Origin of the sequence: Escherichia sp. E2586, from assembly GCF_005781105.1 — a bacterium.
Lineage (GTDB): Bacteria > Pseudomonadota > Gammaproteobacteria > Enterobacterales > Enterobacteriaceae > Escherichia.
The window spans coordinates 40049-58303 of sequence record NZ_VATN01000011.1 but is presented as its reverse complement, the minus strand read 5'-3'; the positions used below and the strand labels follow the sequence as shown (position 1 = coordinate 58303).

At 43.9% G+C, this 18255-nt stretch carries 13 protein-coding genes and 3 pseudogenes; 9 read left to right on the top strand and 7 right to left on the bottom strand.

Going from position 1 to position 18255, the window contains the following annotated elements; translation table 11 throughout:
• Positions 1 to 17 precede the first annotated feature (17 nt).
• Genes yigB through FEK50_RS13290 form a run of 5 tightly spaced genes read right to left on the bottom strand, consistent with a single transcriptional unit; the run spans position 18 to position 3395 of the window.
• Positions 18 to 734: a 5-amino-6-(5-phospho-D-ribitylamino)uracil phosphatase YigB gene (gene yigB, locus FEK50_RS13310; protein WP_130209430.1), complete on the bottom strand. Its 717-nt coding sequence runs from the start codon at positions 732 to 734 to the stop codon at positions 18 to 20.
• Positions 734 to 1630 carry a tyrosine recombinase XerC gene (gene xerC, locus FEK50_RS13305; RefSeq protein ID WP_130209428.1) on the bottom strand — a complete coding sequence of 299 codons (897 nt, stop codon included), beginning with the start codon at positions 1628 to 1630 and terminating at the stop codon, positions 734 to 736. The genes yigB and xerC overlap by 1 nt, the downstream gene beginning before the upstream one ends.
• Complete coding sequence (locus tag FEK50_RS13300) at positions 1627 to 2334, bottom strand: DUF484 domain-containing protein (protein ID WP_131162272.1); 708 nt, start codon at positions 2332 to 2334, stop codon at positions 1627 to 1629. The genes xerC and FEK50_RS13300 overlap by 4 nt, the downstream gene beginning before the upstream one ends.
• Complete coding sequence (gene dapF / locus FEK50_RS13295) at positions 2331 to 3155, bottom strand: diaminopimelate epimerase (RefSeq protein ID WP_001160654.1); 825 nt, start codon at positions 3153 to 3155, stop codon at positions 2331 to 2333. The genes FEK50_RS13300 and dapF overlap by 4 nt, the downstream gene beginning before the upstream one ends.
• A 36-nt stretch (positions 3156 to 3191) precedes the next feature.
• Positions 3192 to 3395, bottom strand: a complete 204-nt coding sequence (locus tag FEK50_RS13290) for a lipoprotein (protein ID WP_021581201.1) — start codon at positions 3393 to 3395, stop codon at positions 3192 to 3194.
• A 158-nt stretch (positions 3396 to 3553) separates the two neighbouring features.
• Between FEK50_RS13290 and FEK50_RS13285 the strand changes: the two are divergent.
• From FEK50_RS13285 to FEK50_RS13270, 4 genes and pseudogenes are all read left to right on the top strand, one after another.
• Positions 3554 to 4711: pseudogene (locus FEK50_RS13285) on the top strand (DKNYY family protein); the annotation flags it as partial.
• Between the two features lie 825 nt (positions 4712 to 5536).
• The gene (locus FEK50_RS13280) at positions 5537 to 5983 is read left to right on the top strand and encodes a hypothetical protein (RefSeq protein ID WP_001545054.1); all 447 of its coding nucleotides are present in this window, start codon (positions 5537 to 5539) and stop codon (positions 5981 to 5983) included.
• 54 nt (positions 5984 to 6037) lie between these two features.
• Positions 6038 to 6739 (top strand): molecular chaperone, encoded by a 702-nt coding sequence (locus FEK50_RS13275; RefSeq protein ID WP_131162273.1) that lies wholly within the window; start codon positions 6038 to 6040, stop codon positions 6737 to 6739.
• Positions 6732 to 9167 carry a fimbria/pilus outer membrane usher protein gene (locus FEK50_RS13270; protein WP_131162274.1) on the top strand — a complete coding sequence of 812 codons (2436 nt, stop codon included), beginning with the start codon at positions 6732 to 6734 and terminating at the stop codon, positions 9165 to 9167. The genes FEK50_RS13275 and FEK50_RS13270 overlap by 8 nt, the downstream gene beginning before the upstream one ends.
• Positions 9168 to 10039: 872 nt before the next feature.
• On the opposite strand, the gene FEK50_RS13265 is transcribed toward FEK50_RS13270, so the two are convergent.
• On the bottom strand, positions 10040 to 10870 hold the full coding sequence (locus FEK50_RS13265; RefSeq protein WP_131162275.1) for a helix-turn-helix domain-containing protein: 831 nt from the start codon (positions 10868 to 10870) through the stop codon (positions 10040 to 10042).
• 888 nt (positions 10871 to 11758) lie between these two features.
• Here FEK50_RS13265 and FEK50_RS24330 point away from each other — a divergent pair.
• From FEK50_RS24330 to cyaY, 3 genes and pseudogenes are all read left to right on the top strand, one after another.
• Positions 11759 to 12036: pseudogene (locus FEK50_RS24330) on the top strand (DKNYY family protein); the annotation flags it as partial.
• A pseudogene (locus FEK50_RS13255) lies at positions 12021 to 13234 on the top strand (DKNYY family protein). The pseudogenes FEK50_RS24330 and FEK50_RS13255, both read left to right, overlap by 16 nt.
• Positions 13235 to 13281: 47 nt before the next feature.
• On the top strand, positions 13282 to 13602 hold the full coding sequence (gene cyaY, locus FEK50_RS13250; RefSeq protein WP_000999947.1) for an iron donor protein CyaY: 321 nt from the start codon (positions 13282 to 13284) through the stop codon (positions 13600 to 13602).
• Positions 13603 to 13641: 39 nt separating this feature from the next.
• On the opposite strand, the gene cyaA is transcribed toward cyaY, so the two are convergent.
• Positions 13642 to 16188, bottom strand: coding sequence for a class I adenylate cyclase (cyaA, locus tag FEK50_RS13245; RefSeq protein WP_131162276.1), 2547 nt, complete (start codon positions 16186 to 16188; stop codon positions 13642 to 13644).
• Positions 16189 to 16561: 373 nt separating this feature from the next.
• Between cyaA and hemC the strand changes: the two genes are divergently transcribed.
• Positions 16562 to 17503, top strand: a complete 942-nt coding sequence (hemC, locus tag FEK50_RS13240) for a hydroxymethylbilane synthase (protein ID WP_130209422.1) — start codon at positions 16562 to 16564, stop codon at positions 17501 to 17503.
• On the top strand, positions 17500 to 18240 hold the full coding sequence (hemD, locus tag FEK50_RS13235) for a uroporphyrinogen-III synthase (RefSeq protein WP_130261206.1): 741 nt from the start codon (positions 17500 to 17502) through the stop codon (positions 18238 to 18240). The genes hemC and hemD overlap by 4 nt, the downstream gene beginning before the upstream one ends.
• Positions 18241 to 18255: the final 15 nt, after the last annotated feature.

Below are 18255 nucleotides of genomic sequence, written 5' to 3'. Positions count from 1 at the left end.
ATATACAGATTTGCTGATTATATCAGCGAGGTCAGAGATGCCAACCGGGAAATTTCCAGATGCGGGAGTAAACGGCTGTCCCAGGTTTGCATCAGATCGCCATTTTCCGGTCTGATCCAACAGGCCTGCATTCCGCTGCGAATTGCCCCGCCCACGTCAGTGGTTAGATCGTCCCCGACATGTAAGATCTCGCCGATCGGCACGTTGAGTTTTTCCGCCGCCAGGAAGTACATATCGCTGAACGGTTTTGAGCGCCCGTGTGGGCCAGCACGCAGCACAAACTCAAAGTAGTCGCCCAGGCCAAACAGCTCCGGCTGGGCGTTACCGTTGGTGATCGCCACCAGCGGCCATTTCTTCGCCAGCTGTTTTAAGGTGTCGTGGGTTTGCTGCGGAACATCGATCCGGCTACGCCATTTGGCAAAGTTGATCATTGCCGCGTGTGCGCCGGCACTGGCTTCTTCCGCACTCAGCCCAGCGTCGAGCATCGCTTGTTCAATCGAACGAAAACGCCAGCGCGTTACGTCGTGATAAATCTCGGGTTCCGCTTCCCGTACCGTCTGACGCAGACGTTGCAGATCTTCATTCTGGAAGCTGCGCAGCGCCGGATGATAATTTTGCACAAAGATAAGAGCTTCTTGCTCGGTACGTTGGATCACCGGACGGTTATCATAAAGGGTATCATCCAGGTCAAAGGTGAGCGCCGAGATGCGCCCCAAAGGCCGGTAAAAACGCATTATTTCCCCCGTTTGGCGCGTGGATGCGCCGCATCGTACACCGAGGCAAGGTGTTGAAAATCAAGATGAGTATAGATTTGCGTGGTGGAGAGGTTGGCATGACCCAGCAGCTCCTGCACACCACGAAGATCACCGCTCGACTCCAGCATATGCGTAGCGAACGAGTGACGTAATTTATGCGGGTGAACGTGATTATTCAGCCCTTGTTTTATGCCCCATTCGGCAAAGCGTTTCTGTACATTACGCGCGGAGATACGCTTGCCCAGTTTCGACAGGAAAAGCGCGTCGTCTTCGCTGCCAAACAGATCGCGCAAATCAAGCCAGTGCTCAATCCACGCCACAGCGTTGCGACCAATTGGCAGGCGGCGCTCTTTACTGCCTTTCCCCATCACCCACACTTCGCCGGACTCCAGGTCGAGGTGTTTGATATCCAGCCCCACCAGTTCGGAAAGACGCAGACCCGCGCCGTACATCACTTCCAGCATTGCCCGATCGCGCACGGCGAGGGGATCGTTGATATCAATATCCAGCAGCCGATTCATATCATCGACGTCGATATTTTTTGGCAGATGACGCGGCGCTTTCGGTGCCGAAACACCTTTTGCCGGGTTGGCTTTGAGTTCGTTCTGGCTGACCAGCCAGTCAAAAAAGCTACGTAGCGCAGAGAGGCGTAATGCGAGGCTTGCCGCGCCCAGCCCTTTACGGCGACTGCGTACAGCAAAATTGCGCACCATCGTCACATCGCATTGCTGCCAACTTTGCAGGCCATTTTCGCTGGCAAAATTGATGATCGCCTCAAGCTGGCGCTGGTAGTTAAGCAGGGTTATCGGGCTAAGCTGACGCTCCACGCTCAGATAACGTAGATAGCGTTCTACATCGGTATGTAAATTGGTCATACGCGTTCAATCCAACGCTCCAGAAGCTCCGGCAACATCAGCGCAATTTCATCAAGTAACTGCGTTCCCTGTCCTTGTTGATAGTGATTGGCATCGCGGCTGGTGAACAGCACTACGCCTAAATCAGCATCGCTTCCCAGCATCGACATCGCCACCGATCCCACCGCTTTCGCTTCCGGTAGCACCACCAGCAACTCCGGCCCGTTAAGCGGCCCCAGATAATGCTGCTCCTGCCCCAGCCGCTGAATACGCAGTGGTTCAAAAGCCTGACGGCTTAATGCCAGATGAGTATGGTTCGACGGCGCACCTAAGCGCCAACGATCCGGAAACAGGCGCACACTCGCGCCCGCCAGCCCTAAATCACGCGCCCAGCGGTGAAAGCGCATCAGCATATCGTCGAGACTGCTGGCGGCGGTGAGACTGCGCTGCAGGTAGAGTAAGCGATAAAACAGGCCTTCGTTGGCGATAGCCTGTTCCATCAACAGTGACATGTTCTCTTCCAGAACATGAATATGGTTACGCGCGCGAGCCAGATGCCACTCGACCAGCGAAACAGTACCACGTACCGGATGCGGCACACGTATCGCTTCTACTGCGTGCGCATTGCGGATAAAAAACTCAGGATTTTTAATCAGATAATCGACAACCGCCCGGTCATCAAGCTCCGTGAGTGTTTCCTGTAGTTCTTCCCCTGGTTGCTTCATAGATGAATAAATCCGTCGTAAACATGTACTGCCGGACCCGTCATATATAACGGATGACCCGGACCTTTCCAGGCGATATCAAGACGACCACCAGGGAGTTCCACACGTACTTCTTCGGCCAGCAAACCTTGCTGAATCCCTACCGCCACCGCCGCACACGCGCCGCTGCCGCAGGCCTGGGTTTCTCCTGCCCCACGCTCATAAACGCGTAAACGAATATGCTCGCGCTTAACCACTTGCATAAAACCGATATTGGCGCGCTCCGGGAAACGTTCGTGGCTTTCCAGAACAGGGCCAAGCGTTTCTACCGCCGCGGTATCGACATCATCGACCTGAATCACGCAGTGCGGATTTCCCATCGACACCACACCGCATAAGATTGTCTGCTCGGCGGCGCGCATAATATAGGTCTTTTCCGCTTTGTTAGCACGAAACGGCACAGCGGAAGGTTCGAAGTTGGGCTCGCCCATATTTACGCGGACCAGATCATCATCGGTGACGGTCAGAACCATCCGCCCGTTGGCAGTGCTGACGCGGATATCGCGCTTATTGGTCAGCCCTTTCAGACGCACAAAACGGGCAAAGCAGCGCGCGCCGTTGCCGCACTGCGCCACTTCACTGCCATCAGCATTAAAAATGCGATAGTGAAAATCCAGTTCAGGATCGTAAGGCGGCTCAACCACCAGCAACTGGTCAAACCCTACCCCCAGGTGCCGATCCGCCAGGCGACGAATCAGCTCCGGTGAAAAAAAGACATTCTGCGTTACCGCGTCGACGACCATAAAATCGTTGCCAAGGCCATGCATTTTCGAGAACTGCATCATTTACTCCAATCACGCGGGTACAGAAACTGACTTTTAGTAATTCACCTGGGATGGGCCATCGCCTGTGGCGCGGTCGTTTTTATCCGGCAACGTGGATTGCGTTTGCGTCTCTACCGGTTTGGTCGGCGGCGGTGCGTTTTTATCTGCAGGCGGGAAATAGAGCGGACCTTTCAGACCGCAGCCCGTCAGGCTGAAGAGAGTAAGTAATACAGTGAGTGCCTTAAACACGTTTTTCATTATGGATTGCCTGTAAAGTTCATCGCTTTCTGCTTTCTATCATCGCAGGAGAAGGCGTAAAAGCAAGCATTTAGCGACTCTTTATGAAGTCTGAAAAGTGAGGATTTGCTGCGAGTATAACGCTTACACGTGGGGATTTATGTTTTGCTGGTGGTTTCGTGATCGGCACCTCGCGCCAGGATGGCTTTATGCACTATCGCAATGTGGTTTGTTTGTTGTCTTGTTCGTTGTTCTTATCGTCGGCATGGGGATGTCGGCTTTCTGCGCCTGAGCATAATATTTACCAAAAACAGGGAAAAGGCGTGGTGTACCTGCGCCCTTATCAGGAAACAAATCTTTCTCTTCCTGGCGTAAATTACAAAAGTTTGCGTCGTTTACCCAATTTATTAATAGACCTAACAACACAAGATGAATGGAATAAAGAACCACCTCTGACCGATCTAACAACTGACAATCTCTATGAGGGCGCACAAGCCTGGTATCCTCATTACTCCTGGCATAGCGATGGTCGCTATATCCTCTACGCGGGTGAAATAGTGCAAAATCTTCACGACGCACCACCCGTCGATATCGCCTCATTCAAGGCATGGGGAGATTTTGCCGCAGATAAAAACAGTCTCTATTTCGAAGGCAAGCGCACCGATGACAATGGTGGAGAAAATAGTTTAGATATCAAAACGCTGCATCAGGTGAAATTCCGTTCCCCCTGGAAACCTGACTTTCTGGGACTGATATTACGTGACGCTAATTTCTTATATGTTGATGGGCATCGCCTCGCTGCCCCCGAGAGTTTCCGCGTGCTGGCGCAGAAGTCCTGGGATCAGCGAGGAAAGTTTTCCACCACGTTTAACCCCTGCGTTGCCGTGCCATTTGGCCCCTAGGATACATTAGCCCGTACACGGACCAAAATCATAATCAATGGCGAACAACTGGATGCCGACCCGGACACCTTTTCCGTCGTACGCTGGATGCCCGGTTCACTCTTGACCTGGCGTGATAAAAACGGGCTGCAGCGTAAAGTCCTCGACAAGGAAAATCTGGCGTGGGATGAGGATTTAACAAAGCACTGTCTGGATTTTTCTCTGCTGGAAAAGAAAGTGTTCTGGCGTAAAGGGCCTGCTTGTAAACAGGAAGAGTTACCCGGACTCGATCCTGAACAGTTCCACCCCATCAGTGATGCTGTCGCCCAGTATCAGGACTCGCTTTATACCATCATCGAAACAGAGTCTGGTGACCGCAAGCTGGAGATCGTGAAACTTGATGATCCAAATCTTATTATCAACAAACGTTTCAACGCTGGGAAACGCCACGGCTATTTTCAAGAACGAGATCAAAAAGTGATAAACTACCAACAGGCAAAACTCAACGTTCGCGACGCTACAGATACAACAAGTTACATAGCTGCGCAAATGTGCCACATTCGTACTCTTTATAGATAGCCAGACACGGATTAAAGAGCAGTCTTAGCATACAATAATTTTCGATATCTAAACTGATCCTACCTCTCCCCACTATACAATACACACTGGAAACATAGTGAACACTTGTTTAGGAACATGGTTACCAAGATGACATCAACGTCATTGTTTTTCAGTTCACTTAATATAGACAGTCAGAAATTTGAGATTTATTTTTTCATACTGATATAGACCTGCAAAATCTTTTCACCGTCCAGATGCAACACTATTATCGTGTAAACTTATTTGTACTGACAACGGATCTTCAACCAGATCTCATAGGTGAACGGCATCCAATCAAAATAATAATAAACTTTTTCGACTGTACGTTGTTGCCATTATGTTAATTAAAGGGTGAGTATATGTTTCTGAAGCTGATAGTGCTTCTTTTCCCATTTTTAGTAGCCGTGTAATCTCTAATTTCCCGAGAAATAAAAGCATAGCAATAGAGACTGAAGACCACTATCGCGAAGAATACTGGCGCATCATAGTCTAAACAATATCTAACATCACATCCAAATTATCTCAAGCTACACAACAGATTATAAACTTAGACTATTTTTCTTTGCTATTGGCTCATAAGTGTTATTGTGGGTTGTAGCCGTAATATATGGCATGCTAATTTTCAGATAAAGAGAGTCGATATGATTCTCTTTATATAAAGAAAGTTAGATGGAGTTAAATATGAAAAAATATACATTAGGTATTATATCGGCTATTGCCATGGCTGCATCAGTGAGCTCATATGCCGAAACAAGCAATCAAACAGTAAATATGACTCATGTTGTTAACGCACCTGCGAATATTACAGCAACCTGGGTTGATTCAAACCCAGGGAAAGCAGTTGCCGCCGGTTCTGCCGTTGGTAACGTAACTGTCGCAATCACTGGCGGTACGATGACAAGTTTTAGCGTCGGGAACGGCTTACCTCGTTTCTATAGAAATGGTGCTACTTCCGGACTTGATTATGTAACTTATGGCGTGAAAAAAAGTAATGGTGCGAGCGCTAATGGCTCAAACAGTCTGAGTGGAGCAGAACAAAACTCATTCACATTGGGTATTATTGCTCAACAGGATATGGGAGTAGGTAGCTGGGCTGGTACTTTGCCTCTGGTGATTACTTATAATTAATTTATAGCGAGGCGTGGGGGAACCCACGCTTTATATCCTGTGGTATCAAATGTTATGAAAGCTAATCTCCTATTATTATTTTTCTTCTTTCCAACAATTGTTCTCTCAGCATCCAACAATACAAATGTATCAAGTATAACGTTTAGTCAGTCTAGAGTTATATACCATGAATCAAATAAACATGGCGTACAATTTTCGATCTCTAACAAAAACGAGTCACCATATCTAGTTCAGGCTACCATTAAAACTCTGGATGGAAAAAAAAACGAAAATTTTATAACGAGCCCTCCATTATTTAGACTGGATGGCCAAGAAGAAACAAGTATAAAAGTAATAAAAATTGGAGCAGAACCAAATAACATAGAAAGTATGGGGTACATATGTGTAAAACCAATTCCACCTAAAGATGAAAAAAATAAGGACACTGTTGTTAGTATAGTTATTGATAGTTGCATTAAACTTATATATAGACCAAGTGGTTTAGAACAACCTTCATTTAATGACTTTAAAAAAAATGTAAAATGGAAGATCGTTAATGATGAAGTTTACATTACAAACAATACACCGTATTACTTAAATCTAAATGCAGTTATTTATTCTATGCATAACATTCCCGTAACATACATCCCACCTAAATCAACAAAAAATCTAGGTCGAGTTTCTGCGATAGACTCGAACATTATAAAATGGAATTATATAAATGATTTAGGTGAGATAGGTCCAATGGTAGAGAGTAAACTTGATAGCAATGAGTAATAGAAATAATATTTTGTATCTCACTTATATTTTAATTCCTTTTTTATCACTTAACGCTAAGGCGGAATCATTCGATAGCTCTTTGCTTGGCGATGGAGGGTATCCAAATATAGATCTCTCCGTTTTTTCTAAGCCTGGTGGGCAACTTCCTGGAAGCTATTATATTGATATATATCTAAATGGGAATTTTGTCGATGCAAGATATATTCACTTCGACTATAAGAATGAAGATTTAATACCCTGCATATCAGATAAAATAATTGAAAGCTATGGAGTTATCATTCCTGAAAAAAGCAAAGGGAAATGCGTAGATTTTAAATCTATGGATGGTGTAAAATATAAATTTCATTTCGATCGTCAGGAACTTCACCTTATTATTCCACAAAAATATATAAAAGAAAACTCTGACAATGAAGCACCTATCAACTTATGGGACTTTGGCATACCTGCATTTCTTATGAACTACAACATCACAGGTTCATCATGGATAAATAAAAAATCAAACTCAAATGATAGTTATTATGCAACATTGTCACCTGGATTTAATATATTCAAATGGCGTTTCAGAAATAATGGGGTATGGCAAAAAACAGGAACAAAAGAAAACGGCTATAAAAATATAAACTCGTATTTGCAAAGAGCATTACCTGAATTACATAGCGAACTTACTTTAGGTGATTCCATTTCAGGAGCATATATTTTTGATTCATTTTCTTTTCGTGGTTTAAAATTAGAAACCGCTGAAGAAATGTACCCTTACAGTCAACAAGGATTTTCTCCCAGAGTTGTTGGCATAGCCAAAACAAACGCACAGGTAATTGTTAGACAACAGCATAATATTATTTACACGACAAGCGTTCCTCCCGGACAATTTGATCTTAGCAATATTATTCCATCAAAGGATAATGGGGACTTATACGTAACGGTAAAAGAGTCTGATGGGACAGAACAACATTTCATCGTCCCATACTCAAGTGTGCCAATCTTACAAAGAAAGGGGCGAATAAAATATGACATAATATTAGGCAAGTATAGGTATAATAATACAGACGTTGCTGATAACAAATTCTTACAATTAGGAGCTGCGTACGGTTTATCTAATGTAATAACTGTTTATGGGGGTACACAATTATCAGAAGACTACCGCTCTATAGCTGCGGGAATTGGCGGACTTTCTGATTTAGGAGCTGCATCAATAGATATTACAGGTTCAAATGCAAGAGAGAAATATAAATCAGATAATAAAATATCGGGGACCGCTTTACGAGTCAGATACAGCAAAACACTTGAAACAACCGGAACAACAATTGCTGTTGCGGGCTATAAGTATCAGTCAAAAAATTATACCACATTGTCTGATATATATCAGAAACACAATGGTAATAATTATCAACTATGGTATGACAACAATCAAAAGAATAGAATTGATGTTTCAGTAAATCAAGGTTTAGAAAATGATTTAGGGAGTTTCTATCTTAATTTTGTAAAAGAAAACTATTATGGCGATAATAGCGTTACATCGTTTGGTGGTGGTTATCTTTTACAGATAGGAAAAATAAGTTTATCTCTGAATGCAGCAAAACAGAAAATAGCACATAGTGGTATGAGTGATAATTATTTAAATCTTATGCTATCGATCCCTCTTGGAGATAAATCCTATTCACAGTTTGGAGTTGACAGCGAAGGTAAAGATTCCAGTTACTCAGTTGGTGTTTTGGGTGGAGCATTAGAAAACAATGAATTAAACTGGGGTGCAAAAAAGATAATTAATCGCAAAAATAAATACAAAGAACAATTTGCTGCATATAGTAGTTATAATAGTGAATATGGTAATATTTATGGTGGCTATAGTACATATAACTTCGGTGATAATTTAAACTATTCTCTAAATGGTTCGGCCGTAGTATATCAAGATGGATTAATATTCTCTGGTCAACGAAATGAGAATATAGCTATTGTTGAAGCAAAAGATGTACGTGGAATTAATGTTAATATGATGCCTGGTGTTTATACTGATTCTAATGGCAATGCCATAGTGTCTGGATTGATGCCATATAAAAGGAATCAAATTTCACTTAATCAACTATCCTTTCCAGATGATGTAGAAGTATTTCAAACCACAAAGTACGTTATACCTACATCTGGATCGATAGTAAAAGCACCATTTAACGTAGAGTCTGGAAAAAAAGCACTCTTTACAGTTAGCGATAGTAAAGGTGAATCAATTCCATTTGGTTCAATTGCCAAAGTAGATAATACTAAAGCAACTATAGTTGGTCCTGGTGGGGAGTTATATTTTGCTGGACTACCAAAAAAAGGAACCATTATGATTAAGTATACAAAAAATAAAGAATGTAAATTCTCATATAATTTAGATAGAGTTACAAAAAAAGGAGGCATATATTTCATGAATAAAATCTGTCAATGAGTAAATAAAGAATAAGGACCTGTATATTAATTTGTTTAACTTATTTATCCGAATACTTTGATTTCAATTAGAAACCAGATTTATTTATGGATAAAATTAATTACAGGTTATAAATAGCTGTACTGAAATAGTGTTCCACTTTCAGTTAACCATTGCAGGGTAAGGTGTAGAGCCATTATCTTCGCCTGGCCCCTGCTGTATCTGACCGACAGTTTGTTGCCCTTACACAACAACCCACATGTCAGTAAACGGTGCATGTAGCGGGATTAGCTGCTATTTAGTTAACGTCATAAAATAAGAATATGATGACACTATTGAAAAACAATACTTTGCAAAAAAAATAAGGTTCTAATCGTCAACATGGATGTTCAGCACCTGACGATGATATTTATGGTATTTTATAATTGTAGCATTTTAAATAGCAATATCTATCCCTCTTTAAAATGGTTCAAGGTAACCTTGATCTATATATCTGAGAAGAGCAGTCATGCTAAATACATTAGTTACTTCAAAGTATCATAATATACTAATTTCACAGCTCCACCTGATAATAGCCTTAAACTAGCATTTCTATGAATGGTATTTATATGAAATGATAACGGGTTTAAGAATAGAGGCTATAATAAATATTAAACCCTCTATTCTTCCGATACCCAGTTCACTTATAGTAACACTACCTATTATGTAATAATAATCAGCCGAGCAATAAGCATAAACAACACTCTCCCTTGGATAAGTTTTTATTATAAATATTTATAATGTTTTCGTATTTTTTTCAGAAAATTATAGTTCATATTTTATTGATTTTTGCGACATTTCTCTTATGCAATTCAGAGTTAGCAATATGATAAATATTGAAGCATATTCTTAATTTAAAATAATTCTCTATATTTCTTAGGGGTTGTATTAAAAATTTTTCTAAAAACTGTTGAAAAGTAAGATGGATTATTAAATCCACAATCTTCTGCAATGGCTCTAATGGAGTTGTTATTCGTTCTGAGTAGCCTTGCGGCTTTTTTCATTCGAGCCAAGAGAAAGATTGTAGAAAATGTGGTTCCTTCCGCTTTTAACTTTCTTTTTAACGTTGATTTACTTAGATATATTTTTTTTGATATTGATTCCAATGTCCAGTTCTTTCTTGTATCAGCATAAATAATATCATATATTTTCTCTGTTAATGTTAACTCTGCTGAACTATGTATTATAAATGGAATTTTCCCATCTTCTAGAAAATTTGATAGTAAATAACAAAGGATATATGTGGTATTTTTGTCAACATCTATAGAATGACAATGAAGATGTGTATTTATTCCATCGCTATTCGTCAGATTACCATTACCATCTTCTATTTTTTTTATCAACTCATCGCATCCAGGAATTATCGTTTTTATTATCCATTCATTTCTATTTTCAGCTACATCACTATTCTCCCTGCAAAAATAATTAAGCATACTCACGGGGATGTCAATAATATCAAAAAGTAATTTATCTTTATCATAAGTATTAAGAACACCAACAAAAATATCTTTTTTTATAAAATAAACACCCTTCGTTAAAGTATAATCGGATAAGTTTTTTAAGTTTCTTATTGTAACGCTACCACTTTTTATATTAACTAGCATTGAGTTTGCAATATAGTAATTTGTAACAACGACATCAGTCTTGTTATTAATAGGAGCTATTTTTACGATGTTTTTATTCATTCAGACATGACCTACTGTTAAGAATGTGTTTATTGTATTTGTAAGGTTTTTTTAGGTTAACATGTTCCGTCAAAATAGAGCCCAGGGGAAATAAATTGGAGCCAATATTGCTATTATTGTGTAAACAATAAACGCTTTCCTATCACAACAATCAAAATTATATTTAGATAAGTGCAGGAGACAAAATTTGAATAAATATATTTTTGAGGTAAAAAATAACAAACTCAATTGATATGTTTTCTTTTCATAACCAAATCATTCAATCATCTCCGCAACTAATTATCTATGAAAAATGATTTCATTAAGCATCATTAGTGATGAATAAAAATAATTAGGCAGGGATTACAACATTAACAGTTACAGCACAACTTATCCATTATCTTTGAATGACAATAACAATGTTAATTAGCAGATAGACATAATACAAAAAATTTTACTCCATAACAAGACTCTCTCACAATTTTTAGTGATGTCACGTATACTGATGTATCTATACTTGGGTAAGTTTTTATTATGCCGCTGTTAATATTTAATATATTACCATAAAGGTTATGCTCGTGAGTTTAAATTAATTTCCCTTGAAATTAATTTTCAAATTTAACCTACATCGCTTAAATTTGAAAAACATAGCATTTATAACAACATGATGTTATTATGTGACTATAGATGTATAGTTCAGTCTACTTATAGAAAGATTGAATTAGAGAGCAAGAAAAAAAATAATAGATATATTCCAAACGTTTTCTTTATGTTTTTCATTAACCAATAGCATTCGTTAAGAACAAGAACCTACATAATTAGAATAAAGTAACTCTATAAAAATACATCCTCAGCCTTTTTAGACATTATTTTATATAAATAAACTCAACATATGTATATACATTAATATTACTTACGCGTACCGAAGTGTGGTCAACCCATTCCGGTTTACAATTATTTGAATCTGACGGGCTATTGATCTTACTGGATAACCGCTCTCCGGATGAACGCGAAGCTTATCTTAATTACCATTCCTTTGCCCGCGATCACCCCTACGTTTACAGCTTTATTCGGGATATGGCTATGGTGTAAATTACAAAACGGGATATCTGGACGGAAAAACTACCGATGACGGCGAATTTATTCCTGCCCCACGCAATGAGGTGACAAAATGTATGGTCAAATAATCACACTTGCACTTATCCTGTTATGGCACACATTTCTGACACCTGCCGTACAGGCCACAGGGTTCGACTATTATAATGATCACGGAATGATGTTTTACGGTAAAAGTAATGGGGAGGATGAGGAAATCATTGCTCAAATTCCGAAGATAACAGGACCGATTTTCGCCTTATGACAAATATATCCGGAAAGCGGGAGTTGGTGGAAGGCTATATACCCACCGATGAAATACGCATAAAAAATAAGGAATACCATTTGGAGACAGACGGCCGCGTTATTATCTGGCGTGGCAAAATCGTTAACAATCCATCGGAAACACCCGCTGTCGATATTGCCAGTTTTCAGGTTATGGGCCGCTTCGCGGTCGATAAATATAGTCTCAATTTGCCCAGTCGACGTCAGGGGAACAACAGTGGTGTTACTGTATTAGAAAAAAGATGGTGGGGTATTAATCCACGTCTTATGAATGTAAACAGAGAAATGTATTTCAATGACCTGCTTATCCGCAGTGGGCAGAAAATTTATTTAAATGGCGTTCGCCTTGCGGCGAATGCAGACGCATTTGAGATAATTCGCTGGATACCTCATTCACTGCTGGTTTTTCGTGACAACAATGGTCAGCATCGTTATCCCTTTGGTCAATTATCTGGCAAGGCAATACCTATAGATGGCGACGTCTCTTTTGAAGTAGGGGAAAGTCGCGTTCGCTGGCGTAAACAGCTCACGCCCGACCGTCAGTGGAGCAAGTGGATAGACCTACCGGGTATTGAACCTGAACAATTTCATCTGATTACTGGCAATATTGCGCAGTATAAAGATCGGCTGTATGTAACAAAATTATCGGCATTTGGTGAAGACCAGCTTGAGATAATCCCGCTGGATACGCCAGATCTGGTCATTGATCACTCATTTAATAGCGGTAAACAGTATGCTTACTTTATCCGCCAATTACGGTCAAAGAGCGTGCAAATTATTCCAGTTAACGGTCCGCTAACTAAAAACGAGCGCTTCGCTTATGACGATCGCAATGTTTATACATGGACCGATACAGAGGTAAGGATTACGCCCTCCCCCTGCCCGGCGAAAACTCGTGTCAGAGAGGAAAATGTGCGTGAAGTTCAAAACAGAGACATTATTATTCCGGTGACGGATGAATCATGCCGCAACGCAGCAAAAGACGGGCAACCTTTGAAGCCCTGACCCCATGCCGTTATACTGCCGCCATCACCTAAAAACAGGAAACTACAATGAACGACAGTGAATTTCATCGCCTGGCTGACCAACTGTGGCTAACCATTGAAGAGCGCCTGGACGACTGGGATGGCGACAGCGATATCGACTGCGAAATCAACGGTGGCGTGCTGACCATTACCTTTGAGAACGGCAGCAAAATCATTATCAACCGCCAGGAACCGCTGCACCAGGTATGGCTGGCAACCAAACAGGGCGGCTACCATTTTGATCTGAAAGGCGATGAGTGGATTTGCGACCGTAGCGGTGAAACCTTCTGGGATTTGCTGGAACAGGCGGCAACGCAGCAGGCGGGTGAAACAGTCAGTTTCCGCTAAAATTGCATGCCGGATAAGCCTCGCTTTCCGGCTCGCTCATCACGAAAAATACTGCTGTAATAGCGGCGTATCGTTGTCCTGATTGGCAGGCGGCATGTTGCCAATAGATTTGGTTCGGAACGGAATCACCTGTTCGCGACCATCGACCTTCACAATCTGATAGAACTGCGGCAGGTTGAAGTTAATGAAGCTAGAGCCGTAGGTAAAACGGTCGTGCGATGACGAGTAGAAGCGGCTGACGTCACGCACCAGCTCCTCTTTGCTACCTTCGCAGTGGTGATACACCTCAACCCGGTTGCTTTCGTCGAGAATGTAGATATTAAAGCCATTTTCATCCTGCGTTTCTTCGAAGAAAAACTGGATGATCCCTTCGCTGGCAAAGCCGTCCACCACCGCCGGTAATTTGACGTGATTGGTTTCAACCTGCACTGACAGGCCGTGCAGTTTGTTATGCGAAATAGCACCATAAAACTCGATGGCGTTCTCCAGTTTCTGTACCGATACATTCAGGCGTTCGAAGAACAAACCCCAGGTTTGACCAGAAACGCGCAGTGCCTTGAAGCGCCCAGTTTCCTGGCGGGTGCTGGAAAGACGCAGTTCAATACACTCAGAAACCAGTTGCTGCACGCGGGTGCGAATTAAACCGCGCAGATGCTGGCTGTAGCAGAAGACTTCCACGCTATCGGGCGGTGCGGCGTCCTGATGCATTTTGCCGAGAATGGTTTTCAGGGCTTCAATCATCGACTGCTCACCGTTGAAGTGCAGCGTACGCACTTCGTTCCACGAGTTGCGGTACAGCAAGTCAACACTACCCACCAGGCATTTTTGCTCTTCACCAAAGCTGAAAACATCCAGCTTACGAAAATCGAAATGTACTACCTGGTTACGGAATGCCGTCGTCGGGTCATATTCCAGATTAACAATTATTGCCAGATGGCGAATTTCACATGGACTGTAGAGTGCTTTTGGCGTCGGTGCGGGCAGACGCAATGGGAAGTGGTGCGACACATCGGCCACCATCTCTTGCAACTTCGGCAGATCAACAATGCCATTGCCCTTAATGTACAAGCGTGTACGTGAAGTCAACAGGCCGTTAAACCACGCCCAGGCCACTAGCTTATTCAGGTAACGGTTATATTCCAGCGGCTGATGGCTGATGATCGACTCAATATTTGGCGCGCGGTTATACAGATACCAACCTGAACGGTTAGCACGGCCCGGCGGTACATAAATAAAGGTCAGATTCGGTTCCGAGAGATCAGGTGAAATCTGCGGGTTTACCAGCGTCACTTTACCCGGTAATGCTTCAAACGCGGCGTACAGTTTACGCGTCAGCACGCCGATATCCTGCGGGCTGGCGGAGACGCTAAGGTTATTGCGGCGCGCAAAGCGGATCAGATTACGGTAGCTCTGCATCATTGCGTCGAGCAGCTCGTTGTGCGCCTCACGCACCTGATCTATCTTCCAGTTAGCACGGTTATCGAGCATTGCCAGACGAGCATCGTCCCATTCCCACTCTTTCACCAACTGGCTTAACACTTCACGACGCCAGCCTACGCAGGCGCGTTCACGGCTGAGTTTTTCGCACACTTTTAAATAGAAGCAGCGGCGTACTAAATCCAGACGGGTGAAATCTTCAATCGCCGTCAGGTATTCAGTAACACGCTCCAGCATCATGCAGTACGGATCGAGGCCAAACGACACAATCTCGCCGTCGTGCAAACGCTGTTTGATATCTTTCGCCAGCAGGCGTGGGTTCGGGTATTCCCAGGAATAGGCTTCCAGCAGCAGTGTCTTCAGCACCGCTTTGTACGGGGAATCGATACTTTTGTAGAGTTGCCAAAGGCTGGCACCAAAGTACTCTTCAGCAGAAAGCGAGCTTAAGCCGCCGAGATCCAGCCATTCATTTGGCGTCAGCACGCCCTGCGCGTAGAGCGTCATTACATAGTCATCGTAATGCTCTTCTTCGTCGCAAGGCACCATATTCCACAGAATACGCTTACCGGCGAGACGCACGGCGGTACGGTAAAATTCATCAAGAAGCAGTATATGCTGGGTGGAGCCGCAATCTTCGCCCCCCAGACTGCCACTCTCGTTGTGGCGGAAACGGTTTTCATCAATCAGGAAGAAGCTAACTTCCACACCCAGCGAGGCAGCCCAGCTTTCCAGCAGGCTGCATTTACGTTGTAGTAACTGGCGCTCTTCGCTATCGAGCCAGGATTGATGACAGACCCAGATATCCAGGTCAGAGGAACAACTTTGCCCTACGGACGAAGTACTGCCCATGGTGTATACACCAGTAATCGGAAGCTCGCCTTTCGGCGGGTCCTGTACTGACATTCCACGATACAGTTCAAGTTCGTTCAGGTAGTGGCGTTGGGTTTCATCAGGCGTGTAAAGGCAAATGCCTTTGGGAACGTTACCATCAAGGTAACCCGGCATTAGCGGATGGTGATAGTGCAACAATGTCGGCAGCAGACTGTAAACCTGTTGGAATGCAGGCCCCATGGCAGCAAGCGCGCGATCCACGCGCAATTGATTTATGGCATCCAGTCTCTGTTTCAGAGTCTCAATATAGAGGTACAAGACGTATCGCCTGATTTGCTACCCGTCATGTCTGTGATTCCGGCAACATCAACGGAAACACGCGGCATTCGGGATATTTCGTATGTCAAAGGTAACTGTTACCACTTTCCGCGCCTGGTTTTTTTAGTTTCACGACGAAAAAATGGTCTAAAACGTGATCAATTTAACACCTTGCTGATTGACCGTAAAGAAAGATGCGCTACATACAAGTGTAGCACCGTTTATTCTCTGTAAATTCCTTATTACGACGGCTTGAAGCGCCTGTCAGGATTCAATTTACGTTTTGCATTAACGTCAACGTTTCACCACAACACTGACATCGCTCCAGCAAGGATGTTAGGATGGACCACGGATGATAATGACGGTAACAAGCATGTTAGACAATGTTTTAAGAATTGCCACACGCCAAAGCCCACTTGCACTCTGGCAGGCACACTATGTCAAAGACAAGTTGATGGCGAGCCATCCGGGATTAGTCGTTGAACTAGTACCGATGGTGACGCGCGGCGATGTAATTCTTGATACGCCGCTGGCGAAAGTAGGCGGAAAAGGCTTATTTGTTAAAGAGTTGGAAGTCGCGCTTCTGGAAAACCGCGCCGATATCGCCGTACATTCGATGAAAGATGTGCCGGTTGAATTCCCGCAAGGTCTGGGGCTGGTCACCATTTGCGAACGCGAGGATCCGCGTGATGCCTTTGTGTCCAATAATTATGACAATCTGGATGCGTTACCGGCTGGCAGTATCGTCGGGACTTCCAGCTTACGTCGCCAGTGCCAACTGGCGGAACGCCGCCCGGACCTGATTATCCGCTCTCTGCGTGGGAACGTTGGAACACGCCTTAGCAAGCTGGATAACGGCGAATACGATGCCATTATTCTTGCCGTGGCTGGATTAAAACGTTTAGGGCTGGAGTCCCGCATTCGCGCTGCGCTGCCCCCAGAAATTTCTCTTCCGGCAGTCGGACAAGGTGCCGTAGGTATTGAATGCCGCCTTGATGATACGCGTACCCGCGAGCTTCTTGCCGCACTTAATCACCATGAAACCGCGCTACGCGTCACCGCTGAACGTGCGATGAATACCCGTCTGGAAGGGGGTTGTCAGGTGCCGATTGGCAGCTATGCCGAACTTGTCGACGGCAAAATCTGGTTGCGTGCGCTGGTCGGTGCGCCGGACGGTTCGCAGATTATTCGTGGTGAACGCCGCGGTGCGCCGCAGGATGCCGAGCAAATGGGGATTTCACTGGCGGAAGAGCTACTGAATAACGGCGCACGGGAGATTCTCGCTGAAGTCTACAACGGAGACGCGCCAGCATGAGTATCCTGGTCACCCGCCCATCTCCAGCTGGAGAAGAGTTAGTGAGCCGTCTGCGCACACTGGGGCAGGTGGCCTGGCATTTTCCGCTGATAGAGTTTTCCCCGGGTCGGCAATTACCACAACTTGCCGACCAGCTATCAGCACTTGGTAAAGGCGATCTATTGTTTGCCCTTTCGCAACACGCCGTTGCTTTTGCCCAATCACAACTGCATCAGCAAGCTCTTAAATGGCCATTACTTGCTGGTTATTTCGCCATCGGCCGCACCACTGCGCTGGCGCTGCATACCGTGAGCGGGCACCAGGTTCGTTATCCGCAGGATCGGGAAATCAGTGAAGTCTTGCTACAATTACCGGAATTACAAAGTATTGCGGGCAAACGTGCGCTGATATTACGTGGCAACGGCGGTCGTGAGCTGATAGGAGAAACTCTGACGGCACGCGGTGCTGAAGTCACTTTTTGTGAATGTTATCAACGGTGCGCCATTCATTATGACGGTGCAGAAGAGGCGATGCGTTGGCAATCCCGCGAGGTGACGACCGTCGTTGTTACCAGCGGTGAAATGTTGCATCAACTCTGGTCATTGATCCCACAATGGTATCGTGAGCACTGGTTACTACGCTGTCGGCTTTTGGTCGTCAGTGAGCGTTTGGCGAAACTCGCCCGGGAACTGGGCTGGAATGACATTAAGGTCGCCGATAACGCTGACAACGATGCGCTTTTACGGGCATTACAATAACTCTCATAACAGGAA

Bases quoted from the DNA above. Each gene is read 5' to 3' on its own strand.
- yigB (WP_130209430.1), bottom strand. From the start codon at position 734: ATGCGTTTTTACCGGCCTTTGGGGCGCATCTCGGCGCTCACCTTTGAC.
- xerC (WP_130209428.1), bottom strand. From the start codon at position 1,630: ATGACCAATTTACATACCGATGTAGAACGCTATCTACGTTATCTGAGC.
- FEK50_RS13300 (WP_131162272.1), bottom strand. From the start codon at position 2,334: ATGAAGCAACCAGGGGAAGAACTACAGGAAACACTCACGGAGCTTGAT.
- dapF (WP_001160654.1), bottom strand. From the start codon at position 3,155: ATGCAGTTCTCGAAAATGCATGGCCTTGGCAACGATTTTATGGTCGTC.
- FEK50_RS13290 (WP_021581201.1), bottom strand. From the start codon at position 3,395: ATGAAAAACGTGTTTAAGGCACTCACTGTATTACTTACTCTCTTCAGC.
- FEK50_RS13280 (WP_001545054.1), top strand. From the start codon at position 5,537: ATGAAAAAATATACATTAGGTATTATATCGGCTATTGCCATGGCTGCA.
- FEK50_RS13275 (WP_131162273.1), top strand. From the start codon at position 6,038: ATGAAAGCTAATCTCCTATTATTATTTTTCTTCTTTCCAACAATTGTT.
- FEK50_RS13270 (WP_131162274.1), top strand. From the start codon at position 6,732: ATGAGTAATAGAAATAATATTTTGTATCTCACTTATATTTTAATTCCT.
- FEK50_RS13265 (WP_131162275.1), bottom strand. From the start codon at position 10,870: ATGAATAAAAACATCGTAAAAATAGCTCCTATTAATAACAAGACTGAT.
- cyaY (WP_000999947.1), top strand. From the start codon at position 13,282: ATGAACGACAGTGAATTTCATCGCCTGGCTGACCAACTGTGGCTAACC.
- hemC (WP_130209422.1), top strand. From the start codon at position 16,562: ATGTTAGACAATGTTTTAAGAATTGCCACACGCCAAAGCCCACTTGCA.
- hemD (WP_130261206.1), top strand. From the start codon at position 17,500: ATGAGTATCCTGGTCACCCGCCCATCTCCAGCTGGAGAAGAGTTAGTG.